18 protein-coding genes are annotated in these 18,039 nt (G+C 58.5%); 4 read left to right on the top strand and 14 right to left on the bottom strand.

Going from position 1 to position 18,039, the window contains the following annotated elements; translation table 11 throughout:
• Positions 1-264 precede the first annotated feature (264 nt).
• The 8 genes from proX to KOL70_RS10435 form a co-directional block, all read right to left on the bottom strand.
• Positions 265-1,260, bottom strand: a complete 996-nt coding sequence (gene proX / locus KOL70_RS10470; RefSeq protein ID WP_104094046.1) for a glycine betaine/L-proline ABC transporter substrate-binding protein ProX — start codon at positions 1,258-1,260, stop codon at positions 265-267.
• A gap of 63 nt (positions 1,261-1,323) precedes the next feature.
• Positions 1,324-2,514 carry a glycine betaine/L-proline ABC transporter permease ProW gene (gene proW / locus KOL70_RS10465; RefSeq protein ID WP_104094047.1) on the bottom strand — a complete coding sequence of 397 codons (1,191 nt, stop codon included), beginning with the start codon at positions 2,512-2,514 and terminating at the stop codon, positions 1,324-1,326.
• The gene (gene proV / locus KOL70_RS10460) at positions 2,511-3,707 is read right to left on the bottom strand and encodes a glycine betaine/L-proline ABC transporter ATP-binding protein ProV (protein WP_021506469.1); all 1,197 of its coding nucleotides are present in this window, start codon (positions 3,705-3,707) and stop codon (positions 2,511-2,513) included. The genes proW and proV overlap by 4 nt, the downstream gene beginning before the upstream one ends.
• Before the next feature lie 595 nt (positions 3,708-4,302).
• Positions 4,303-5,262, bottom strand: a complete 960-nt coding sequence (gene nrdF, locus KOL70_RS10455; protein ID WP_058781804.1) for a class 1b ribonucleoside-diphosphate reductase subunit beta — start codon at positions 5,260-5,262, stop codon at positions 4,303-4,305.
• A gap of 8 nt (positions 5,263-5,270) precedes the next feature.
• Positions 5,271-7,409 carry a class 1b ribonucleoside-diphosphate reductase subunit alpha gene (gene nrdE, locus KOL70_RS10450; RefSeq protein ID WP_215480618.1) on the bottom strand — a complete coding sequence of 713 codons (2,139 nt, stop codon included), beginning with the start codon at positions 7,407-7,409 and terminating at the stop codon, positions 5,271-5,273.
• Positions 7,388-7,792: a class Ib ribonucleoside-diphosphate reductase assembly flavoprotein NrdI gene (gene nrdI / locus KOL70_RS10445; RefSeq protein WP_021506472.1), complete on the bottom strand. Its 405-nt coding sequence runs from the start codon at positions 7,790-7,792 to the stop codon at positions 7,388-7,390. The genes nrdE and nrdI overlap by 22 nt, the downstream gene beginning before the upstream one ends.
• Positions 7,793-7,796: 4 nt before the next feature.
• On the bottom strand, positions 7,797-8,039 hold the full coding sequence (nrdH, locus tag KOL70_RS10440) for a glutaredoxin-like protein NrdH (RefSeq protein ID WP_021506473.1): 243 nt from the start codon (positions 8,037-8,039) through the stop codon (positions 7,797-7,799).
• A 344-nt stretch (positions 8,040-8,383) separates the two neighbouring features.
• Positions 8,384-8,701: a DUF883 family protein gene (locus KOL70_RS10435; protein ID WP_021506474.1), complete on the bottom strand. Its 318-nt coding sequence runs from the start codon at positions 8,699-8,701 to the stop codon at positions 8,384-8,386.
• Positions 8,702-8,850: 149 nt separating this feature from the next.
• Between KOL70_RS10435 and KOL70_RS10430 the strand changes: the two genes are divergently transcribed.
• The 4 genes from KOL70_RS10430 to KOL70_RS10415 all read left to right on the top strand — a co-directional run bounded on the left by KOL70_RS10430 (position 8,851) and on the right by KOL70_RS10415 (position 12,182).
• Positions 8,851-9,189 (top strand): DUF2002 family protein, encoded by a 339-nt coding sequence (locus tag KOL70_RS10430; protein ID WP_021506475.1) that lies wholly within the window; start codon positions 8,851-8,853, stop codon positions 9,187-9,189.
• Positions 9,190-9,322: 133 nt separating this feature from the next.
• Entirely contained in the window at positions 9,323-10,738 is a 1,416-nt protein-coding gene (gene mmuP, locus KOL70_RS10425) for an S-methylmethionine permease (RefSeq protein ID WP_215480617.1), read from the top strand.
• A complete protein-coding gene (gene mmuM / locus KOL70_RS10420) occupies positions 10,728-11,660 on the top strand; it encodes a homocysteine S-methyltransferase (protein ID WP_058770891.1) in 933 nt (310 codons plus the stop codon). The genes mmuP and mmuM overlap by 11 nt, the downstream gene beginning before the upstream one ends.
• A 99-nt stretch (positions 11,661-11,759) precedes the next feature.
• Positions 11,760-12,182, top strand: coding sequence for a hypothetical protein (locus KOL70_RS10415; protein ID WP_058758247.1), 423 nt, complete (start codon positions 11,760-11,762; stop codon positions 12,180-12,182).
• A 193-nt stretch (positions 12,183-12,375) separates the two neighbouring features.
• On the opposite strand, the gene speG is transcribed toward KOL70_RS10415, so the two are convergent.
• The 6 genes from speG to KOL70_RS10385 form a co-directional block, all read right to left on the bottom strand.
• A complete protein-coding gene (gene speG / locus KOL70_RS10410) occupies positions 12,376-12,921 on the bottom strand; it encodes a spermidine N1-acetyltransferase (protein ID WP_021506478.1) in 546 nt (181 codons plus the stop codon).
• 89 nt (positions 12,922-13,010) lie between these two features.
• Positions 13,011-13,676 (bottom strand): ABC transporter ATP-binding protein, encoded by a 666-nt coding sequence (locus KOL70_RS10405; protein WP_021506479.1) that lies wholly within the window; start codon positions 13,674-13,676, stop codon positions 13,011-13,013.
• A complete protein-coding gene (locus KOL70_RS10400) occupies positions 13,669-14,502 on the bottom strand; it encodes an ABC transporter ATP-binding protein (RefSeq protein WP_215480616.1) in 834 nt (277 codons plus the stop codon). Before KOL70_RS10400 ends, KOL70_RS10405 begins: the two co-directional genes overlap by 8 nt.
• Entirely contained in the window at positions 14,492-15,349 is an 858-nt protein-coding gene (locus KOL70_RS10395; protein WP_031279350.1) for an ABC transporter permease, read from the bottom strand. Before KOL70_RS10395 ends, KOL70_RS10400 begins: the two co-directional genes overlap by 11 nt.
• Complete coding sequence (locus KOL70_RS10390; RefSeq protein ID WP_021506482.1) at positions 15,346-16,398, bottom strand: ABC transporter permease; 1,053 nt, start codon at positions 16,396-16,398, stop codon at positions 15,346-15,348. Before KOL70_RS10390 ends, KOL70_RS10395 begins: the two co-directional genes overlap by 4 nt.
• Positions 16,398-17,966 (bottom strand): ABC transporter substrate-binding protein, encoded by a 1,569-nt coding sequence (locus tag KOL70_RS10385; RefSeq protein WP_058776471.1) that lies wholly within the window; start codon positions 17,964-17,966, stop codon positions 16,398-16,400. Before KOL70_RS10385 ends, KOL70_RS10390 begins: the two co-directional genes overlap by 1 nt.
• Positions 17,967-18,039 lie beyond the last annotated feature (73 nt).

The raw sequence follows: 18,039 nt of genomic DNA, 5'->3' as shown, positions 1-18,039 counted from the left end.
CGGCACGTGGCAGGGTGAATGCCATCGATAACGCAGACTCATCCTGGCGCGACAGACCCAATGCGGGCGGCGGAAAGGAGACATAGCTGGTGGGAAAAGCGGGTAAATAATCATATGTGGGTAATAGTAACCCAAAAAATTATTTCAATGTTGTGTTAATTAACAGGACGTACCAGTGCGCTATAGCGCACGCTTCGCTTACTGACGGGGCGGGAGGGCGGAAAATGGCGGCACCACGTGGCTGAGACGGGGTGCCGCGTGGGCTTATTTCGCCGCCGCCATGGCGTCGCTGACCCATTTATCAAATTCCGCCTGATGAGCTTTGATCCAGCCGTCAACGTGGCTGTTGATGTCCGCTTCTGAGGCGTGACCGGCATGCATCGCGGCGTTCTCGGCATTGATGTCGCCAATCGGCAGCTTCATTTCAGCAAACAGTTTTGCCGCCGCCGGATTCTTCTCCGTCCATGCTTTGTTGGCCACGATATGCATGGTGTTCACCGGGAAGCCATAGTTAGCGCCGTTGGCCAGTCTGGTATCCACTTTGCTCTGCGCGCCTGGCAGTGAGGAGAACGGCACCTGCAGCCACACCACATCTTTACCCGGCTTCAGCACGTCGCTGACCCAATATGGCGTCCAGGTGTAATAGAGAATCGGTTTACCCTGTTTGAAGCGCGTAATGGTGTCGGCAATCATCGCCGAGTAGTTACCCTGGTTGTGTACCACGGTATCGCTCAGTTTGTAGGCTTCAATCTGATGGTTAATCACCGCCTCACAGCCCCAGCCAGGCGTACAGCCGGTCAGGTCTGCTTTGCCATCGCCATTGGTATCAAACAGTCTGGCCAGCTTCGGATCTTTCAGCTGCTCGATGTTGGTGATGTGATACTGATCGGCGGTTTTCTTGTCGATCAGATAACCCTGGGCGGCACCGCTGACGTAGGTGCCCTGGCGATAAAATTTATTATCACCGCCGGCGGCTTTATACATGTCGTCATGCAGCGGTTGCCAGTTGGTGGCGATAAACGTGGCATCACCGCCGGCAATGGTGGTGTAAGCCACGTTGTAATCCACTTCACTCGGCTTCTCAACGGTGTAGCCCAGCTTTTCCAGCGCGCGGCTCACCAGCAGCGTCTGAAAGGTCTCTTCGGAAATGGTACTCTGAGCCGGTTTAACGGTAATGCCTTTGCCCGGAAGGTCGGCGGCGGACACGTGCGTCGCGGCAACCGTGGTCAGGACGGCGGCGAATAGAGCTGTCTTGCGCATAGTCATTCCTTATTTTACGTGTGACGTCGGAGACGGGCGACCGCAGCGGGCCGCCCAAAGAAATCAGGCTTTTTTACTGAATGGACGCAGCAACAAACCCAGCGGCCCGCTGCTGTACCAGTGGCGGCTGCCACGGCTGCGGCTGTCGCGACCTACTGACTGTGTCAGGCGGTCGAGAATGATGGCTAGGATCACGATACCGACCCCGCCCACGCTGGCGAGACCCATATCGAGACGGCCAATACCGCGCAGCACCATCTGGCCCAGACCGCCAACGGCAATCATCGAGGCGATGACTACCATCGACAGCGCCAGCATCAGCGTCTGATTGACACCGGCCATAATGGTCGGCATCGCCAGCGGCAGCTGGACCTTGAACAGCATCTGGCGCGGGCTGGCACCGAAAGATTCACTGGCTTCGATCAGGTCAGCCGGCACCTGCTTAATACCGAGTATGGTGAGACGTACTACCGGCGGCAGGGCAAAGATAATCGTCACCACCACGCCCGGCACGTTGCCGATACCAAACAGCATGACGATGGGCACCAGATAGACGAACGCTGGCGTGGTTTGCATCGCATCCAGCAGGGGCCGCACGATGCGCGCCGCGCGCTCACTGCGCGCCAGCCAGATGCCAAGCGGCAGGCCAATCAGTACGCAGAACAGCAGGGCGGTGAGCACCAGCGCCAGCGTCACCATCGCCTGGGACCAGGCACCGATCATGCCAATCAGCACCAGCGATATCAGCGTGGCGAGGCCCATCGCCGGGCTGGCAATCTGCCAGGCAATCAGCGCAAACACGACAATCGCCACTGGCGCAGGCAGGCCCATCAGCAGTTGCTGGAAAGCGCTGAGGATATAATCCACCGGCACGCGAATGCCCTGAAACAGCGGGCGGAAGTGGGTAACTACCCAGTCGATGCCTTCGGTGACCCAGCGATCCAGCGGAATCAGCGTGGTGTGGAACGGATCCAGCAGGCTGAAGTGCTCCGGCGCCGCGGCCGGTGCGCTGCTCAGCCAGTCGCTGCTGCTGGCGGCGCTGCTGACGGCATCGTGTCCACCACTGCTGGCGGCATCCGATGTACTGCCGGCGGCGTTGCCCCAGGCATCGGCGGCGCTGGTGCTACTGTCAGCCGGTGTGCTGCTACCTGTCGCGGACCACGGATCGCTGCTGGCTGCGGCGGCGTTGCTGGTGGCGGGTGGTGCGCTGGTCTGGCTGGCGCTTTCCCATGGATTGGCGTTTTGTGCACTCATGGCTGGGCTCCTTCACGATCTAAAGCGCGTAACAGCGTGCTTTTGGAAATGATACCGACGTACTGCTGATCTTCGCCGATCACCGGCACCGCACAGGGCGCCTGCGCGACGTGAGAGAGCAAATCGTTAAGCGAGGTATCGGCAGGAACCGCCAGCGGTGCGTCGAGCAGGGCGTTATCCAGCCCTTCACCTGCGGCGAGTGCCGCTTTCAGCGAGTCAGTGGAGACGACGCCGATGAATTTCTGTTTCTCCAGCACGTAGCCATATTCGCGGTCTTCATCCTGTAGCAGTTTGATCGCCGACCGCGGACCGAAACCGGCGGCTTTACGAATCAGCGCGCCGGCACTGCGGCGGGCAATATCTTTGGCGCTAAAGACGTGACTGATATCCACGCCGCGGAAGAAGGTGCGCACATAATCGTTGGCCGGATTATTGAGGATTTCATCCGGCGTGCCGACCTGCACCACTTCGCCGCCCTGCATGATGGCGATGCGGTCGCCAATACGCATCGCTTCATCCAGATCGTGGGAAATAAACACGATGGTGCGCTGATGTTTCGCCTGCAGTTTTACCAGTTCATCCTGCATTTCCGTGCGAATTAATGGATCAAGTGCGGAAAAGGCTTCGTCCATTAGCAATATATCCGGATTAATCGCCAGTGCGCGGGCTAATCCAACACGCTGACGCATTCCGCCGGAGAGTTCATCGGGCCAGGCGTGAGCATAATTTTCCAGTCCGACCTGACGCAGCGCGTCGAGCGCTTTTTCCTGCCGCTCCTGCAGCGCCACGCCAGCTAATTCCATGCCGAACGCGGTATTATTTAGCACCGTCATGTGCGGCATCAGTGCGAATGACTGGAATACCATGCTGATTTTATTTCTGCGCACATCACGCAATTCTGCGTCAGATATTTTGGCAATATCGACGCCATCAATAATCACCTGGCCGCGTGTCGGCTCGATCAGACGATTGAGAAGGCGAACCATAGTGGACTTGCCGGAGCCGGACAGCCCCATGATGACAAAGATCTCGCCTTCTTCAATGGCCAGACTGGCATTTTTGACGCCGAGTGAGAGGCCGGTTTTCGCCAGAATACTCTCTTTACTCTCGCCTTTTTCAATCAGCTTAAATGCCTTTTCGGGATGATCGCCAAATACCTTATATAAATTCTTTACTTCGAGTTTAATTGCCATGCAGTAATGAAATTCCTGGTTAAATGTCTGACTATTTCTTGTTGTACCCTGCGTAAATTTAAGCGCCTATACCGTAGCATAGTGAGATTATCTGACAACCCTTGACGGAAATATCTGGCGTGACACGTATGGCGCGACAGTGGCTAATTCCAGTGCCTGCAAGGGATGAGACGGGGTAAATTTTTTCTGAATTTTTTGTGAAATTAAACCGGTTTCGGCCAGAATTATTGCCGGAAGGCGGATAAATCACGCTTAGTCAGGCGAAATATTCCGACGATGAATGGCGCTAAATAGGTAAAATAATCATGCGCGAAATTAACGTTATTCTGGGATGACGACGAGAATTCAGGAAAGAAAAATGAAGGGGCAGAACGTGGTGGGATCGGTATGAAATTAACCTGGTCGACATAAATGCCGACCCTGTGGATGCATCAATATTACCACTAGGGGGCGCGTTCCGGTCGGCATGAATGCCGACCCTACACATGCATCAACATAACTGCCGTAGGGCATGATTACCCCCACCGTTGGGTGCGCATTGATGCGCACCGCTTACAGTGCAAATGCGCAACCCTTTACCGCGTACCGCACACGACTAAAAATTCCAGTCCTCGTCCTCGGTTTCAACCGCTTTGCCCATCACATACGATGAACCGGAACCCGAAAAGAAATCGTGGTTTTCATCGGCGTTGGGCGACAGCGCCGACAGAATCGCCGGATTCACCGCCGTCAGCTCCGCCGGGAACAGCGCTTCGTAACCCAGGTTCATCAGCGCCTTGTTGGCATTGTAATGCAGGAAGGTTTTCACCTCTTCGGCCCAGCCCACGTCGGCATACAGCGCTTCGGTGTACACCACCTCGTTTTCATACAGCGCCAGCAGTAAATCGATGGCGAACTGCTGCAGCTCAGCGCGGCGCGCATCGTCAACGGTTTCCAGCGCTTTCTGGTACTTATAGCCGATGTAATAACCATGCACCGCTTCATCACGGATAATCAGCCGAATCAGATCGGCGGTATTGGTCAGCTTGCCGCGGCTTGACCAGTACATCGGCAGCCAGAAGCCGGAGTAAAACAGGAACGACTCCAGAAAGACGCTGGCGATTTTCTTCTTCAGCGGATCGCTGGCGCGGTAGTGATCCAGCACGATTTTCGCCTTGTTCTGCAGGGCGGTATTCTCCTCACTCCAGCGGTAGGCGGCATCCACGTCGGCGGTGTTACACAGCGTGGAGAAGATCGAACTGTAAGAGCGCGCGTGAACCGCTTCCATAAAGCTGATGTTCGACAGCACCGCCTCTTCGTGCGGCGTCAGCGCATCTTCCATCAGTCCCGGTGCGCCAATGACGTTCTGAATGGTGTCGAGCAGCGTCAGACCGGTAAACACCCGAATCGTCAGCTGCTGCTGCTGCGGGTCGAGCGACTGCCATGCCGGCAGATCGTTGGACAGCGGCACCTTCTCCGGCAGCCAGAAGTTGCTGGTAAGACGGTTCCACACTTCGAGATCTTTCTCGTCCTGAATGCGGTTCCAGTTAATCGCCTGAATCTGTTTAAGTTGCATAGTCATCATCACAGTGCACAGGAAACGCAGCCCTGTACCTCCGTGCCTTGTAGCGCCATCTGACGCAGTCGAATGTAATAGAGGGTTTTGATGCCTTTCTTCCAGGCGTAGATCTGCGCTTTGTTGATATCGCGCGTCGTGACGTCATCGCGGAAAAACAGCGTCAGCGACAGGCCCTGATCGACGTGCCGGGTGGCTTCGGCGTAAGTATCAATAATCGCTTCGGGACCAATCTGGTAAGCATCCTGATACAGCTCAAGGTTGTCATTGGTCATAAACGGAGCCGGGTAATACACGCGGCCGGTTTTGCCCTCTTTACGGATCTCAATGCGCGACACAATCGGGTGGATGCTCGACGTGGCGTGGTTGATGTAAGAGATGGAACCGGTCGGCGGAATCGCCTGCAGGTTCTGGTTATACAAACCGTGCTGCATCACCGACGCACGCAGCGCCTGCCAGTCCGCCTGGTCGGGCAGGGCGATGCCGGCATCGGCAAAAATCTGCGCCACCCGGGCAGTGCGCGGCTGCCAGCTGTGTTCGGTATATTTGTCGAAATAGGCACCGCTGGCGTACTGCGACTGCGCAAAGCCGTCAAAACTCGTGCCGCGCTCCTGCGCCAGCAGGTTGGAGGTGCGCAGGGCGTGATACGTCACGCAGTAGAAATAGAGGTTGGTGAAATCCAGCGCCTCTGGCGAACCGTAAGCCATACCCTCACGCGCCAGATAGCCGTGCAGGTTCATCTGCCCGAGACCGATAGCGTGCGAACGGCGATTGCCTTCCGCCACCGACGGCACGGAGGTGATGTCACTCATCTCGGAAACCGCCGTCAGCGCACGCACCGCCACTTCCACGGTTTGCGCCAGATTGCGCGAGTCCATGGCGTGGGCGATGTTCAGGGAGCCGAGGTTACAGGAGATATCTTTGCCGACGCGGCGATAGCTCAGGTCGTCGTGATACTCGCTGGCGCTGTTAACCTGCAGGATCTCCGAACACAGGTTACTCATGTTGATGCGACCGGCAATCGGGTTGCTGCGGTTCACGCTGTCCTCATACATGATGTAGGGATAGCCGGACTCAAACTGAATTTCCGCCAGCATCTGGAAGAAGTCGCGCGGCTTGATGAAGGTTTTACGGATGCGATCGTCGGCCAGCATCGCCTCGTAATGTTCGCTGATACTGATATCAGCAAACGCCTTGCCGTAAATACGCTCAACGTCGTAAGGCGAAAACAGCGCCATATCGCGGTTCTCTCTGGCCAGCTGGAAGGTGATATCCGGAATCACCACGCCGAGCGACAGCGTTTTGATACGGATCTTCTCGTCAGCGTTTTCACGTTTGGTATCGAGGAAGCGCAGGATATCCGGATGGTGCGCATTCAGCCACACCGCGCCCGCGCCCTGACGCGCACCAAGCTGATTGGCGTAGGAGAATGCATCTTCCAGCATCTTCATCACCGGAATTACGCCGGACGACTGATTTTCAATGCGCTTGATCGGCGCGCCGGATTCACGCAGGTTGGAGAGCAGAAACGCCACGCCGCCACCGCGCTTCGACAGCTGCAGCGCCGAGTTCACCGCGCGGCCAATCGACTCCATATTGTCTTCAATGCGCAGCAGAAAACAGGAGACCAGCTCGCCGCGCTGCTGTTTACCGCAGTTGAGGAAGGTCGGCGTAGCCGGCTGGAAGCGACCGCTCAGCATCTCGGCCAGCAGTTCCCGCGCCAGCGTTTCATTACCGCGCGCCAGCGTCAGCGCCACCATGCAGGCGCGCTGCTCAAAGGTTTCCAGATAGCGTTTGCCGTCGAAGGTTTTCAGCGTATAGCTGGTATAAAACTTCCACGCACCGAGGAAGGTGTGAAAACGGAAGCCCCAGGCGTCAGCCTCTTCATGCAGCTGGCACAGGAAGGCGAAATCGTACTGGTTCAGCACCCCGGCTTCATAATAGCCTTCGGCCACCAGATAGCGCAGACGCTCGCCGTGCGAGTCGAATGGCACGCTGTTCGGCTGGACGTGCTGCAGGAAGAACTGGCGTGTGGCTTCATGATCTTTGCTGAACTGGATGCGGCCATCCGCGTCATACAGGTTCAGCATCGCGTTGAGCGCGTGGTAGTCCAGCTGTGTGCTGTTCAGGGTGTCTGTCGTTGCCAAAATTGGGTCACTCCCGCTTTAACATGGGCAATATCGTCGGCGGTTCCCATCAGCTCAAAGCGGTAGAGATAGGGAACCTGACATTTCTGCGCAATGATGTCGCCCGCCAGGCAGAAGCCCGCGCCAAAGTTGCGATTGCCCGCAGCAATCACACCGCGGATACCGCGCCGGTTGGCGTCATCATTGAGGAACTGAATCACCTGTTTCGGCACTGCTCCACGCGCGCTGCCGCCGCCGTAGCTCGGCACCACTAAAATATAGGGCTGGTCGATGTGCAGGCGCTGCGTGGCGTCGAGCGGAATACGCCGCGCAGGCAGGCCGAGACGGGTGATAAACCGGTGCGTGTTTTCCGACTGGCTGGAAAAATAGACCAGTGGAAACATCGCTTTATCCCCCGACGGCAGCGAGCTGGCGCAGGCCGGCGATTTTGTCGGGACGGAAGCCGCTCCAGTGGTCGTTGTGCGTCATCACCACGGGCACCTGGCGATAGCCAAGCGATTTGAGCTGATCGATGGCTTCCGGCTGGCTATCGAGGTTAATCAGCTGATAGTCGATGCCACTGCGATCCATGGCATTTTTGGTCGCGTCACACTGGACACACTGGCTCTTAGTGTAAATAATAATGCGCATGATTCGTATTTCCCTCTGGTTATGGTCAGGTTGCGAGATACGAAGCAAAAACCCTTTTGCTGCGAACGTCGTCCCTGCTGACATCTGGTAGCGAGTTGATGTGTTGAATACTAGATGTAGTGGTATTGGTGGTCAAGCCCACCAGATATAGGGTTTTGTGATTTAAGCAGTCGGATTAGGGCGAATGCCAGCGATGGTGCGCCCTGGCGCAGGGAAAAAATTTTTGTAAAGGGTTTTGCGGCAATTTTAACCAGCCTGACAGCAACCGGATCGGCGCGCTAATGCGGAGTGACGCGCAAAAAAAAGCCCCGCATACGCGAGGCTCCTGATGATTTCTTAGTGATTTAGCGGCGTGACATCAGCAGTGCGCCCAGCACCAGACCGACGGCGGCACCGACACCCACGCCGTACCACGGTTTGTCATGCACGTAAGCATCCACCTGATAACCCGCATCGCGCGCGGCCTGAGTCACGCGGTTGCCACTGCCGTTGAGTTTAGCGCGCGTCTGTTTCAGCAGGGCCTGCGCCTGGCTGCGTGCGCTATCCACTTCATCTTTGGCTTCGCTGCCGTAAGATTTCAGTAAGGCTTCCAGCGAATCGGCCAGTTCGTTTACATCCTGATTGATATCAATGTCATCGTTTTTGCTGGTTCGATTAAACATTTTTCGCTCCCTTTGACTTAAAACGTAATACTAAGTGTAGACGAAACGTGACTAAACGCAGCCGTGTGCCAGGCTTTAGGGAAATTCCGAATGTCCTGTGCTGTCGTGCTGATGTAAGGTTGCGGGGCTGTGAGAAGAGAGGAGCAAGCATGTATTTACGTCCGGATGAGGTAGCGCGCGTACTGGAAAAAGCAGGATTCGAAATGGACGTCCTGACACCCAAAACTTATGGTTATCGCCGTGGCGAAAACTATGTCTATGTGAATCGCGAAGCCCGCATGGGGCGCACAGCGTTGATCATTCATCCCACCCTGAAAGAAAAAAGTCAGCACTTCGCTGAACCCGCATCAGAGATGAAAACCTGCGACCACTACACGCAGTTCCCTCTCTACCTGATGGGGGATTCGCAGGAACACTACGGTATTCCCCACGGTTTTAGCTCGCGCATGGCGCTTGAGCGTTATCTGCAGGGCGTCTTCGGCGCCTGACTGGTGTGCCCCGTCGCGGCGGGGCCGCACACGCTTTCCCAATCCTTACCCTTTCCCACGTTGCAAATTGCCGCGCGGATGCGTATAACTCTGTGTCCATATAGAAGTTTAGACGTCCATATGGATATAAAGAATGCAAACTGAACCGACGCCTTCGCAGGCAAACTTCAAGCGCAGCATGAAGGTGCGGCATCTTGTGATGCTGTCGCTCGGCGGCGTGATTGGTACCGGGTTGTTTTTCAACACCGGCTACATCATCTCCACCACCGGCGCAGCGGGCACGCTGCTGGCCTATCTGATTGGTGCGCTGGTGGTATGGCTGGTGATGGTGTGTCTTGGCGAACTGGCGGTAGCGATGCCGGAAACCGGTGCGTTTCACGTCTACGCCGCGCGCTACCTCAGTCCGGCGACCGGTTACACCGTGGCCTGGCTCTACTGGCTCACCTGGACGGTGGCGCTCGGCTCCAGCCTGACCGCCGCCGGTTTCTGCATGCAGTACTGGTTCCCGACGGTGCCGGTGTGGCTGTGGTGCCTGGTGTTCTGTGTCGCCATTTATCTGCTGAATAGTGTCTCGACGCGCTTCTTTGCCGAAGGAGAGTTCTGGTTCTCCATCATTAAAGTGATCACCATCATTGCCTTTATCGTGCTGGGCGCGGCGGCGATGCTGGGGTTCATCCCGATGAAAGACGGCAGCGCGGCAGCGGGATTACACAACCTGACGGCTTCCGGCTGGCTACCGCACGGTACGCTGCCGATTCTGATGACCATGGTGGCGGTGAATTTTGCCTTCTCCGGGACCGAGCTGATCGGCATTGCGGCGGGTGAAACCGAGCAGCCGCAGAAAGCGCTGCCGCTGGCGATTCGCACCACCGTGGCGCGCCTGATCATCTTCTTTATCGGCACGGTCTTTGTGCTGGCCGCGCTGATCCCTATGGATCAGGCGGGCATCGTTAAAAGTCCGTTCGTACTGGTGTTCGAAAAGATCGGCATCCCGTACGCGGCGGATATTTTCAACTTCGTGATCCTCACCGCGATCCTGTCAGCGGCAAACTCCGGACTGTACGCCTCAGGACGGATGCTGTGGTCGCTGGCCAATGAAAACACGCTGCCGCGCTGCTTTGCCCGGGTCAACCGGCGCGGCATTCCGCAGCTGGCCATCACCGTGAGTATGCTCGGCGGCCTGCTGGCGCTGTTTTCCAGCGTGATCGCCCCGGATACGGTGTTTGTGGCACTGTCAGCGATTTCCGGCTTTGCCGTGGTGGCGGTGTGGCTGAGCATTTGCGCCTCACACTACATGTTCCGTCGTCGCTATCTGCAGGCGGGCAATGCGCCGCAGCAGCTGGCGTACCGCGCCCCGTTCTATCCGCTGGTGCCGATCCTCGGATTTACCCTGTGTCTGCTGGCGTGTATCGGGCTGGCCTTTGACCCGTCACAGCGCATCGCGCTATGGTGCGGCATTCCTTTTGTACTGTTCTGCTACGCTGCTTATTATCTGACGCAAAAACGCCAACACGATTTCAACGTTAAGGAGACCGATGATGTCGCGTAACCCCATCGCTGCGGCCCTGACTCACACTGATACCCTGATTCTGGATGGCGCGCTGGCGACAGAGCTGGAGGCGCGCGGCTGTAATCTGGCCGATACGCTGTGGTCAGCCAAAGTGCTGATGGAAAATCCCGAGCTGATTTATCAGGTGCACTATGACTATTTCGCCGCCGGCGCTAACGTGGCGATCACCGCCAGCTATCAGGCGACGCCGCTGGGCTTCGCCGCCCGCGGACTGGATAGCGGCCAGGCCAGCGCGCTGATCCGCCAGAGCGTGGCGCTGGCCCAGCGGGCGCGCGACGATTATCGTGCTGCTTCTGGCAGCGAGGCACCGTTGCTGGTGGCCGGATCGGTCGGTCCTTATGGCGCTTATCTGGCCAACGGCGCGGAATATCGCGGCGACTACGCCTTGCCGGCTGCCGAAATGAAAGATTTCCACCGTCCGCGCGTGGCGGCGCTGCTGGAGGCGGGCGTGGATTTGCTGGCGTGTGAAACGCTGCCGTCGTTTGGTGAAATTCAGGCGCTGATTAGCCTGCTGGCGGAGTTTCCGCACAGCAGCGCGTGGTTCTCCTTCACGCTGCGCGATGCGCAACACCTGAGTGACGGTACGCCGCTGAGCAAGGTGGCGGAAGTCATCAATGCCGCGCCGCAGGTTGTCGCTGTCGGCCTTAACTGCGTGGCGCTGGAGAGCGTGACGCCGGCGCTGCAAACGCTACAGGCGCTGACGGACAAGCCGCTGCTGGTCTATCCTAACTCCGGCGAGCAGTATGATGCGGTCAGCAAAAGCTGGCACTCGGCGCCGTCTGGCTGCACGCTGCACGATAAGTTCCCCGAGTGGCAACAGGCGGGCGCACGGCTGATTGGCGGCTGCTGCCGCACCACGCCGCAGGATATCGCGGCGATTGCCGCCTGTTGTCAACCGTAATAAAGCGCAGAAAAGCGCCACTGATAGCGCGATTGAGGCGAGTGAAAAGGCAGAGAGGGCAGTTTAGACTGTCCTTTCTGATTCTGAAGCGGACCTGCTATGAACCTGCGACATCTTCTTCCCGCCTGTGCGCTGCTGCTGAGCGGCTGTGCCACCATTGTCGGCACCGAAACGCAACCGGTAAAAATTGACTCTGTGCCTCAGGGCGCGCGTTTCACCGTGCAGGATGAAACCGGCCGCGCGGTGGCGCAGGGCTATACGCCGCAGACGGTGGATCTGGCGAAATCCAACGGCACCTATTTCGGTAAGAAACATTATCAGGTGATGCTGGAGAGTCCGGGCTATGTACCGCTGACGCTGCCCATCGAGGCCAGCGCCAACCTGTGGTACGTGCTGGGCAATATTCCGCTGCTCGGTTTCCCCGGCTGGCTGGTGGTCGATCCGTTTTATGGCGGCATGTATGACCTGAAGCCAGCGCACCCGCAGCCGCATCTCAACGTGGTCGGCGCGCGCGGCGGATAACGCGCTGTCATGATGCCTGGTCGCCATGAATGGCGACCCTACAGGCAGATGGGCCTTCGCATTCATATTGCCGAGACAACGCCAGGTCGCCATAAATCGCGACCCTACAGACCTGAACCACACTCACGTGGTGCGTTTCACCGTTTTTCGTAGGGTGCGCCTTCAGGCGCACCGTTTCATAACGGGCACTGACTTATTGCGCGGTAGGTTTCACCATCGCATTACCGGATTTATGCTGCGCCAGGTACTGCTGCTGGAAAATGCACATGCGGATGGTGTTGCGGTACTCGCCGTTGATGAAAAACTCGTGCTTCAGCACGCCTTCCACCTCGAAACCGAGCTTGGTGTAGATATGAATCGCCTTCTCGTTCTCCTGATCGACAATCAGATACAGCTTGTAGAGATTGAGCACCGAAAAGCCGTAATCCATCGCCAGCTTTGCCGCTCTGCTGGCTAAGCCCTTGCCCTGATGCGCCGGGTCGATGATGATCTGAAACTCCGCCCGGCGATGCACGTGGTTGATCTCCACCAGCTCGACCAGCCCGGCTTTTTGCCCGTCGTGTTCCACCACAAAGCGCCGCTCGGTCTGATCGTGGATGTGCTTGTCATACAGGTCAGAAAGCTCCACAAACGCTTCGTACGGCTCTTCAAACCAGTAGCGCATCACGCTGGCATTGTTATCCAGCTGATGGACAAAGTGCAGATCTTCCCGCTCCAGCGGACGTAATTTTACCGTCATACGGTGTTCCTTTAGATGACTGAATGGCTGTTGGGCAGCGGCGCAATCTACCTTCGGGATAAAGCGCGCCGCGTTGCGCTCATGCCATGCTAACCAACAATCCGGCCCTGCGCCATGCGCGCGGCGCGATCGCACATATGATCGATCACGTCAGGATCGTGGCTGACCAGCACCATCGTCAGGCCATCATTCTGTTTGAGATCGTTAAGCAGATTCAGGATCTCGGCCTGCACAGACATATCCAGCGCCGATGTCGGCTCATCCAGCAGCAGGATCTTTGGCTCCAGCAGCAGGGCGCGCACGATGGCCACGCGCTGACGCTGTCCGCCGGACAGCTGATGCGGATAGCGATCCGCCAGCGCCGGATCCAGACCGACATGGCGGAAGCCCGCGTTGATGCGATCGTCGATGTTATCGCGTCGCAGCAGCTTAAGCGGTTCCGCCAGCGTGCGGCGCAGCCGGTGGCGCGGATGCAGCGAAGCGTAGGGATCCTGAAACACCATCTGCACATCGCGCCGCAGCTGGCCGGTAAAGGGTTTGCCCGGCTGCACGGCGGTATTCGCCAGCGTCATCTGGCCGCGCCAGTGCGGATTCAGTCCGGCCATTACCCACAGCAGCGACGATTTACCGCAGCCGGAAGGCCCCACCAGACCGAAACATTCGCCGGCCGCCACCTGCAGGTTCACATCGTGCACCACGGTGCGCAGTTCATAACCCTGTTTGTGCGAGACACTCAGGTTGGCTAATTCAATCATGTATCTTCTCCAGCGCCGCGCGATCCAGCACCGGCAGGCGTTCGCCGTGCGTGGCTTTACCCGGACGGCAGGCCCACAGCGTGCGGGTATAAGGATGGCTGGCGTCCGACAGCTGCGCCGCCGGCAGCGTGTCCAGCAGGCGGCCTTTGTACATCACCATCACCCGCTGACAGTGCTCGGAGACCTGTTGCAGATCGTGACTGATCAGCAGCAGGCCCATATTGCGCTGCTCCACCAGGCGACGAATCAGCGCCAGCACCTGATCGCGCATGGCGTGATCGAGCGCCGAGGTTGGCTCATCGGCAATCAGCAGATCGGGATCGGTAATCAGCGCGATCGCCAGCATCACGCGCTGACCCATGCCGCCGGAGAGCTGATGCGGATAGCGCTTCATCAGCTGGCGCGGATCGGGCAGGCCCACCGCGTCCAGCATCTCGCACACTTTCTCTTTGCGCTCGGCACGGCTCAGCTTGCGGTGCAACACCAGCGGCTCTTCAACCTGCCAGCCAATGGTGCGCGTCGGGTTGAGCGCGTATTTCGGGTCCTGCATGACCATCGCCACTTTGCCGCCGCGCAGGCCGATCCAGTCGCGCTCGCGCAGGTGCAGGGCGTCTGCGCCCGCCACCTGCAGCCGGTCAGCCTGCAGTTGCAGCGCGGGCGACAGCAGGCCCATCAGCGCACGCGCGGTCAGGGATTTGCCCGAGCCGGATTCACCGACCAGCGCCACGCGTTCGCGGCCAAGGGTAAAGCTGATGTTATCCACCAGCAGCGCGTCGTGGCTGCGAATCGTCAGCCCCTGCGCATCAATTAACAGATCATTTGGCATGGCGGGTATCCAGTCGGTCACGCAGGCCGTCGCCTGTGAGGTTAAACGCCAGGCTGGCGAACAGAATGGCTGCGCCGGGCGCTGCCGCCACCCACCATTGGTCGAAAATCACTTTACTGCCTTCTGCTACCATCGAGCCCCATTCGGCGGTTGGCGGCTGCACGCCCATGCCGAGGAAGCCCAGACCGGCGGCAGAAAGAATAATCCCGCCGAGGCTCAGCGCGGCACGCACCACGGCGGTCGGCAGGCAGAGCGGCAGAATGTGGCCAAACATCAGGCGCAGGCCGGTAATGCCCTGCATGCGCGCGGCGGCGAGGTAATCGCTGCGGCGCAATGCCAGGGTTTCCGCGCGTGCCTGCCGGGCAAACGGCGGCCAGCTGGTGAGCGCCAGTGCCAGCGCACCGTTCATCAGGCCCGGGCCCAGCATTGCCACCAGCGCCAGCGCAATCACCAGGTTGGGCAGCGACAGGAAAATATCGGTGATGCGCATCAGCACGCGTTCGGTCCAGCCGCCGACGTAGCCGGCGGTGATGCCGACTAACAGGCCAACCGGGATGGTCAGCACCAGAATCAGCGACACCAGCAGCAGCGTCGGACGTGCGCCGTAAATCACGCGCGACAATAAATCGCGGCCGAAGCCGTCGGTGCCGAACCAGTGCAGCGCCGACGGCGCCAGCAGACGCTGTTCAATCACCTGCGCGTTAGGATCAAACGGCGCCAGCAGCGGCGCCAGCAGCGCCATGGCCACCAGCACGATCACCAGCGTCAGGCCGATGGTCAGCGAAGTGATACGCGCCCGGCGCCGGCGCGGGCGCACGGTTTCCAGTTCATGAAGTTGTTGAGTCATCGGGTTCTCGGATCGGTTAACCAGGTGAGGGCGTCGGCCACGGCATTGAGCAGGATAAAGCAGCTGCCAATCAGCAACGTAGCGCCGAGAATCGCCGGAACATCCGCGGAAAACAGCGCGTTGGTCATATAGCGACCGACGCCCGGCCAGGCGAATACGGTTTCCGTCAGCACGGACCCTTCCAGCAGCGTGGCGTAGGAGAGGGCGATAACGGTGATCAGCGTGCCCAGCACGTTGGGGAAAATATGACGCAGCAGAATGCGCGCCCGGCCAGCGCCTTTCGCGCGCGCCAGCACCACATACTCTTTGCTGCTCTCTTCCAGCAGTGCCGCGCGCAGCAGGCGCGTAATGCCTGCCATCGCCAGCAGGCCGAGAATCACCACCGGCAGCCACAGATGGGCAATCGCGTTGCGAAACATTTCCGCATCGCCGGAGAGCCAGCTATCAATCAGTACAAAGCCGGTCTTCGGTTCGAGGGTATAAATCCAGATATCATCCAGCTGGCCCGGACCGGCGGACCAGTGCAGCACGGCGTAAAACAGCAGCAGGCCTAGCAGGCCGAGCCAGAACACCGGCACCGAGTAGCCCAGCAGCGAGATAAAGCGCGCCACGTTATCAATGACGCTGCCCGGTTTCCACGCCGCCAGCAGCGCGAGCGTCACGCCGAACACCGCAGCGAAAATCATCGAACAGGTCGCCAGCTCAAGCGTGGCGGGGAAGGTGCGCATCAGGTCGGCGCTGACCGGCTGATTGGTCAGATGCGACAGGCCGAGATTGCCCTGCGCCAGATGGCTGATATAGCGCCAGAACTGTACCAGTACCGGCTGATCCAGCCCGAGATCGTGACGCACCTGAGCATAGGTGGCTTCGCTGGCGTGATCGCCGGCGATTTGCTGCACCGGGTCGACCGGCGACAGGTGCGACAGCATGAAAGTAAACGCTAACAAACCCACCAGCGTCACCAGCAGCGACAGCAGGCTGGTGACGAGGCGGCTGAAGCGCTGCCAGAGTGGCCGGGCGAACCCGGCCGATGACGCTGACGCTGCCATTACTTCGAAACCTGCGCGTAATACACCATGTCCGGGTTGATCCCCTGCACATAGCCCTGCAGATTGTCGCGCAGCGCAATCAGGTTACGCGCCTGCAGGCCAATCACGTACGGCGAGTTCTTCAGCACTTCGCGCTGCATCGCCTGATAAAGCGCAACGCGCTTGTTGCTGTCGGCTTCAGCCGTCGCCGCCAGCGTCTGTTTGCTCAGCTCCGGGATGTGCCAGTCTGAACGGTAAGCAATGGTTTTGCTGCCATCTTCCGGGTTGTATGCGAAGGACGCGGCGTTGGTGTTCGGGTCGAAATAATCCGCGCCCCAGGCGTTGAGCGTAGCTTCATACTGATGTGCCTTCACGCGGGTAGACACTTCAGAGCTTAAGCCCGGCTGCACTTCCACCTTCACGCCGCCTTTGGCGAAGCTGCCCTGCAGTGCCTGCGCGATATCAAGGTACGGCGGCTGATTGCTGGTTGAGAGCTTAAAGCTGACGTTGGTCAGACCGGCCTTCTGCAGAATCGCTTTGGCTTTCTCTGGATCGTAGCTGTAAGGCGTGTCGTTCAGCGCACCGAGGAAACCCTTCGGCAGGAAGGTCTGGTGCACTTCAAACTGGCCTTTCAGCAAGTCATTGGCGATACCTTTATAGTCGAACAGGTAGCGTGCTGCTTCCCACAGCGCCGGGTTCTTCAGTACCGGATTGGCACCGACGTTGAACTGAATGTAGTAGAGCGACGCCATCGGAATCGCTTCGGTCTTCACGCCGGCTTTGCCCTTCAGCGCAGCGATCTGGTCAGCACCGAGGTTACGCGCGATATCGACATCGCCTTGTTCCAGCAGCAAACGGCGCGCGGCCGGCTCCGGCACGTTTTTGATCAGAATGTTTTTCAGCTTCGGTGCACCGGCCGGTGAGGTCGGGTTGGCGCTGAGCAGTATCGCTTCATGCAGCACCACTTTGCGAATCTGGAACGGGCCGCTGCCGGCCGAGTGGGTGCCGAGCCACGCGTGACCGAAATCACCGTTTTTGGCGTTGGCCTGCGCGGTTTTTTCATCAACGATCGAGGAGACCGGCGCGGACAGCAGGCTCAGTACATAGGCCGGGCTGACGTTGGCGCTCCAGCTAATCTGCACGTGGTCTTCATCGACCTTTTTCAGGAAGCTGTCGACGTTGTCTTTGTTCCAGCCGAGTTGGGTCAGAATAAAGGATGGATCGAGGTTGAGTTTCACCACGCGGCCCAGCGAGAAGATGACATCTTCCGGGCGCAGCGGGTTACCGCTGGCGAATTTCGCGTCTTTGCGCAGCGCAAACGTCAGGCTGCGGTTATCACTGCCCGGCTGCCACGACGTCGCCAGCGTTGGCTTGAGATCGGTTGGATTGGCCGGATCGGACTGCACCAGGCGCTGATAAATGTTAGTGAACGCTTGCACCGTGGTCAGTTCAAAGCCCTGGGCCGGATCAAAGCTGTCCGCATCATCCGTAGACTGCGCAATCACCAGCGTATCTTTCGGCGTGGCGGCCTGCGCGGAGAAGGCGGCTACCAGCGACAGCGCCAGCAGTGAGGGAATAATTTTTTTCATGTTGTTTCCTTGCCTTAAAAAAGTAACGCGAGTTTACGAGAGCGCTACAGTGAAGAATAGTCAATTTATGGCT

It is taken from the genome of Pantoea sp. B270 (assembly GCF_018726825.1).
In the GTDB taxonomy this organism is placed as follows: domain Bacteria; phylum Pseudomonadota; class Gammaproteobacteria; order Enterobacterales; family Enterobacteriaceae; genus Pantoea; species Pantoea dispersa.
This window is presented reverse-complemented; position numbering and strand designations above follow the sequence as displayed.

Excerpts from the sequence above, each read along its gene's own strand:
- KOL70_RS10435 (WP_021506474.1), bottom strand. The coding sequence starts at position 8,701 with ATGTTTAATCGAACCAGCAAAAACGATGACATTGATATCAATCAGGAT.
- speG (WP_021506478.1), bottom strand. The coding sequence starts at position 12,921 with ATGACGGTAAAATTACGTCCGCTGGAGCGGGAAGATCTGCACTTTGTC.
- proX (WP_104094046.1), bottom strand. The coding sequence starts at position 1,260 with ATGCGCAAGACAGCTCTATTCGCCGCCGTCCTGACCACGGTTGCCGCG.
- nrdF (WP_058781804.1), bottom strand. The coding sequence starts at position 5,262 with ATGCAACTTAAACAGATTCAGGCGATTAACTGGAACCGCATTCAGGAC.
- KOL70_RS10415 (WP_058758247.1), top strand. The coding sequence starts at position 11,760 with ATGAACCTGCGACATCTTCTTCCCGCCTGTGCGCTGCTGCTGAGCGGC.
- KOL70_RS10385 (WP_058776471.1), bottom strand. The coding sequence starts at position 17,966 with ATGAAAAAAATTATTCCCTCACTGCTGGCGCTGTCGCTGGTAGCCGCC.
- KOL70_RS10405 (WP_021506479.1), bottom strand. The coding sequence starts at position 13,676 with ATGATTGAATTAGCCAACCTGAGTGTCTCGCACAAACAGGGTTATGAA.
- nrdI (WP_021506472.1), bottom strand. The coding sequence starts at position 7,792 with ATGTTTCCACTGGTCTATTTTTCCAGCCAGTCGGAAAACACGCACCGG.
- proV (WP_021506469.1), bottom strand. The coding sequence starts at position 3,707 with ATGGCAATTAAACTCGAAGTAAAGAATTTATATAAGGTATTTGGCGAT.
- nrdH (WP_021506473.1), bottom strand. The coding sequence starts at position 8,039 with ATGCGCATTATTATTTACACTAAGAGCCAGTGTGTCCAGTGTGACGCG.
- proW (WP_104094047.1), bottom strand. The coding sequence starts at position 2,514 with ATGAGTGCACAAAACGCCAATCCATGGGAAAGCGCCAGCCAGACCAGC.
- KOL70_RS10400 (WP_215480616.1), bottom strand. The coding sequence starts at position 14,502 with ATGCCAAATGATCTGTTAATTGATGCGCAGGGGCTGACGATTCGCAGC.
- KOL70_RS10395 (WP_031279350.1), bottom strand. The coding sequence starts at position 15,349 with ATGACTCAACAACTTCATGAACTGGAAACCGTGCGCCCGCGCCGGCGC.
- KOL70_RS10430 (WP_021506475.1), top strand. The coding sequence starts at position 8,851 with ATGTATTTACGTCCGGATGAGGTAGCGCGCGTACTGGAAAAAGCAGGA.
- mmuM (WP_058770891.1), top strand. The coding sequence starts at position 10,728 with ATGTCGCGTAACCCCATCGCTGCGGCCCTGACTCACACTGATACCCTG.
- KOL70_RS10390 (WP_021506482.1), bottom strand. The coding sequence starts at position 16,398 with ATGGCAGCGTCAGCGTCATCGGCCGGGTTCGCCCGGCCACTCTGGCAG.
- mmuP (WP_215480617.1), top strand. The coding sequence starts at position 9,323 with ATGCAAACTGAACCGACGCCTTCGCAGGCAAACTTCAAGCGCAGCATG.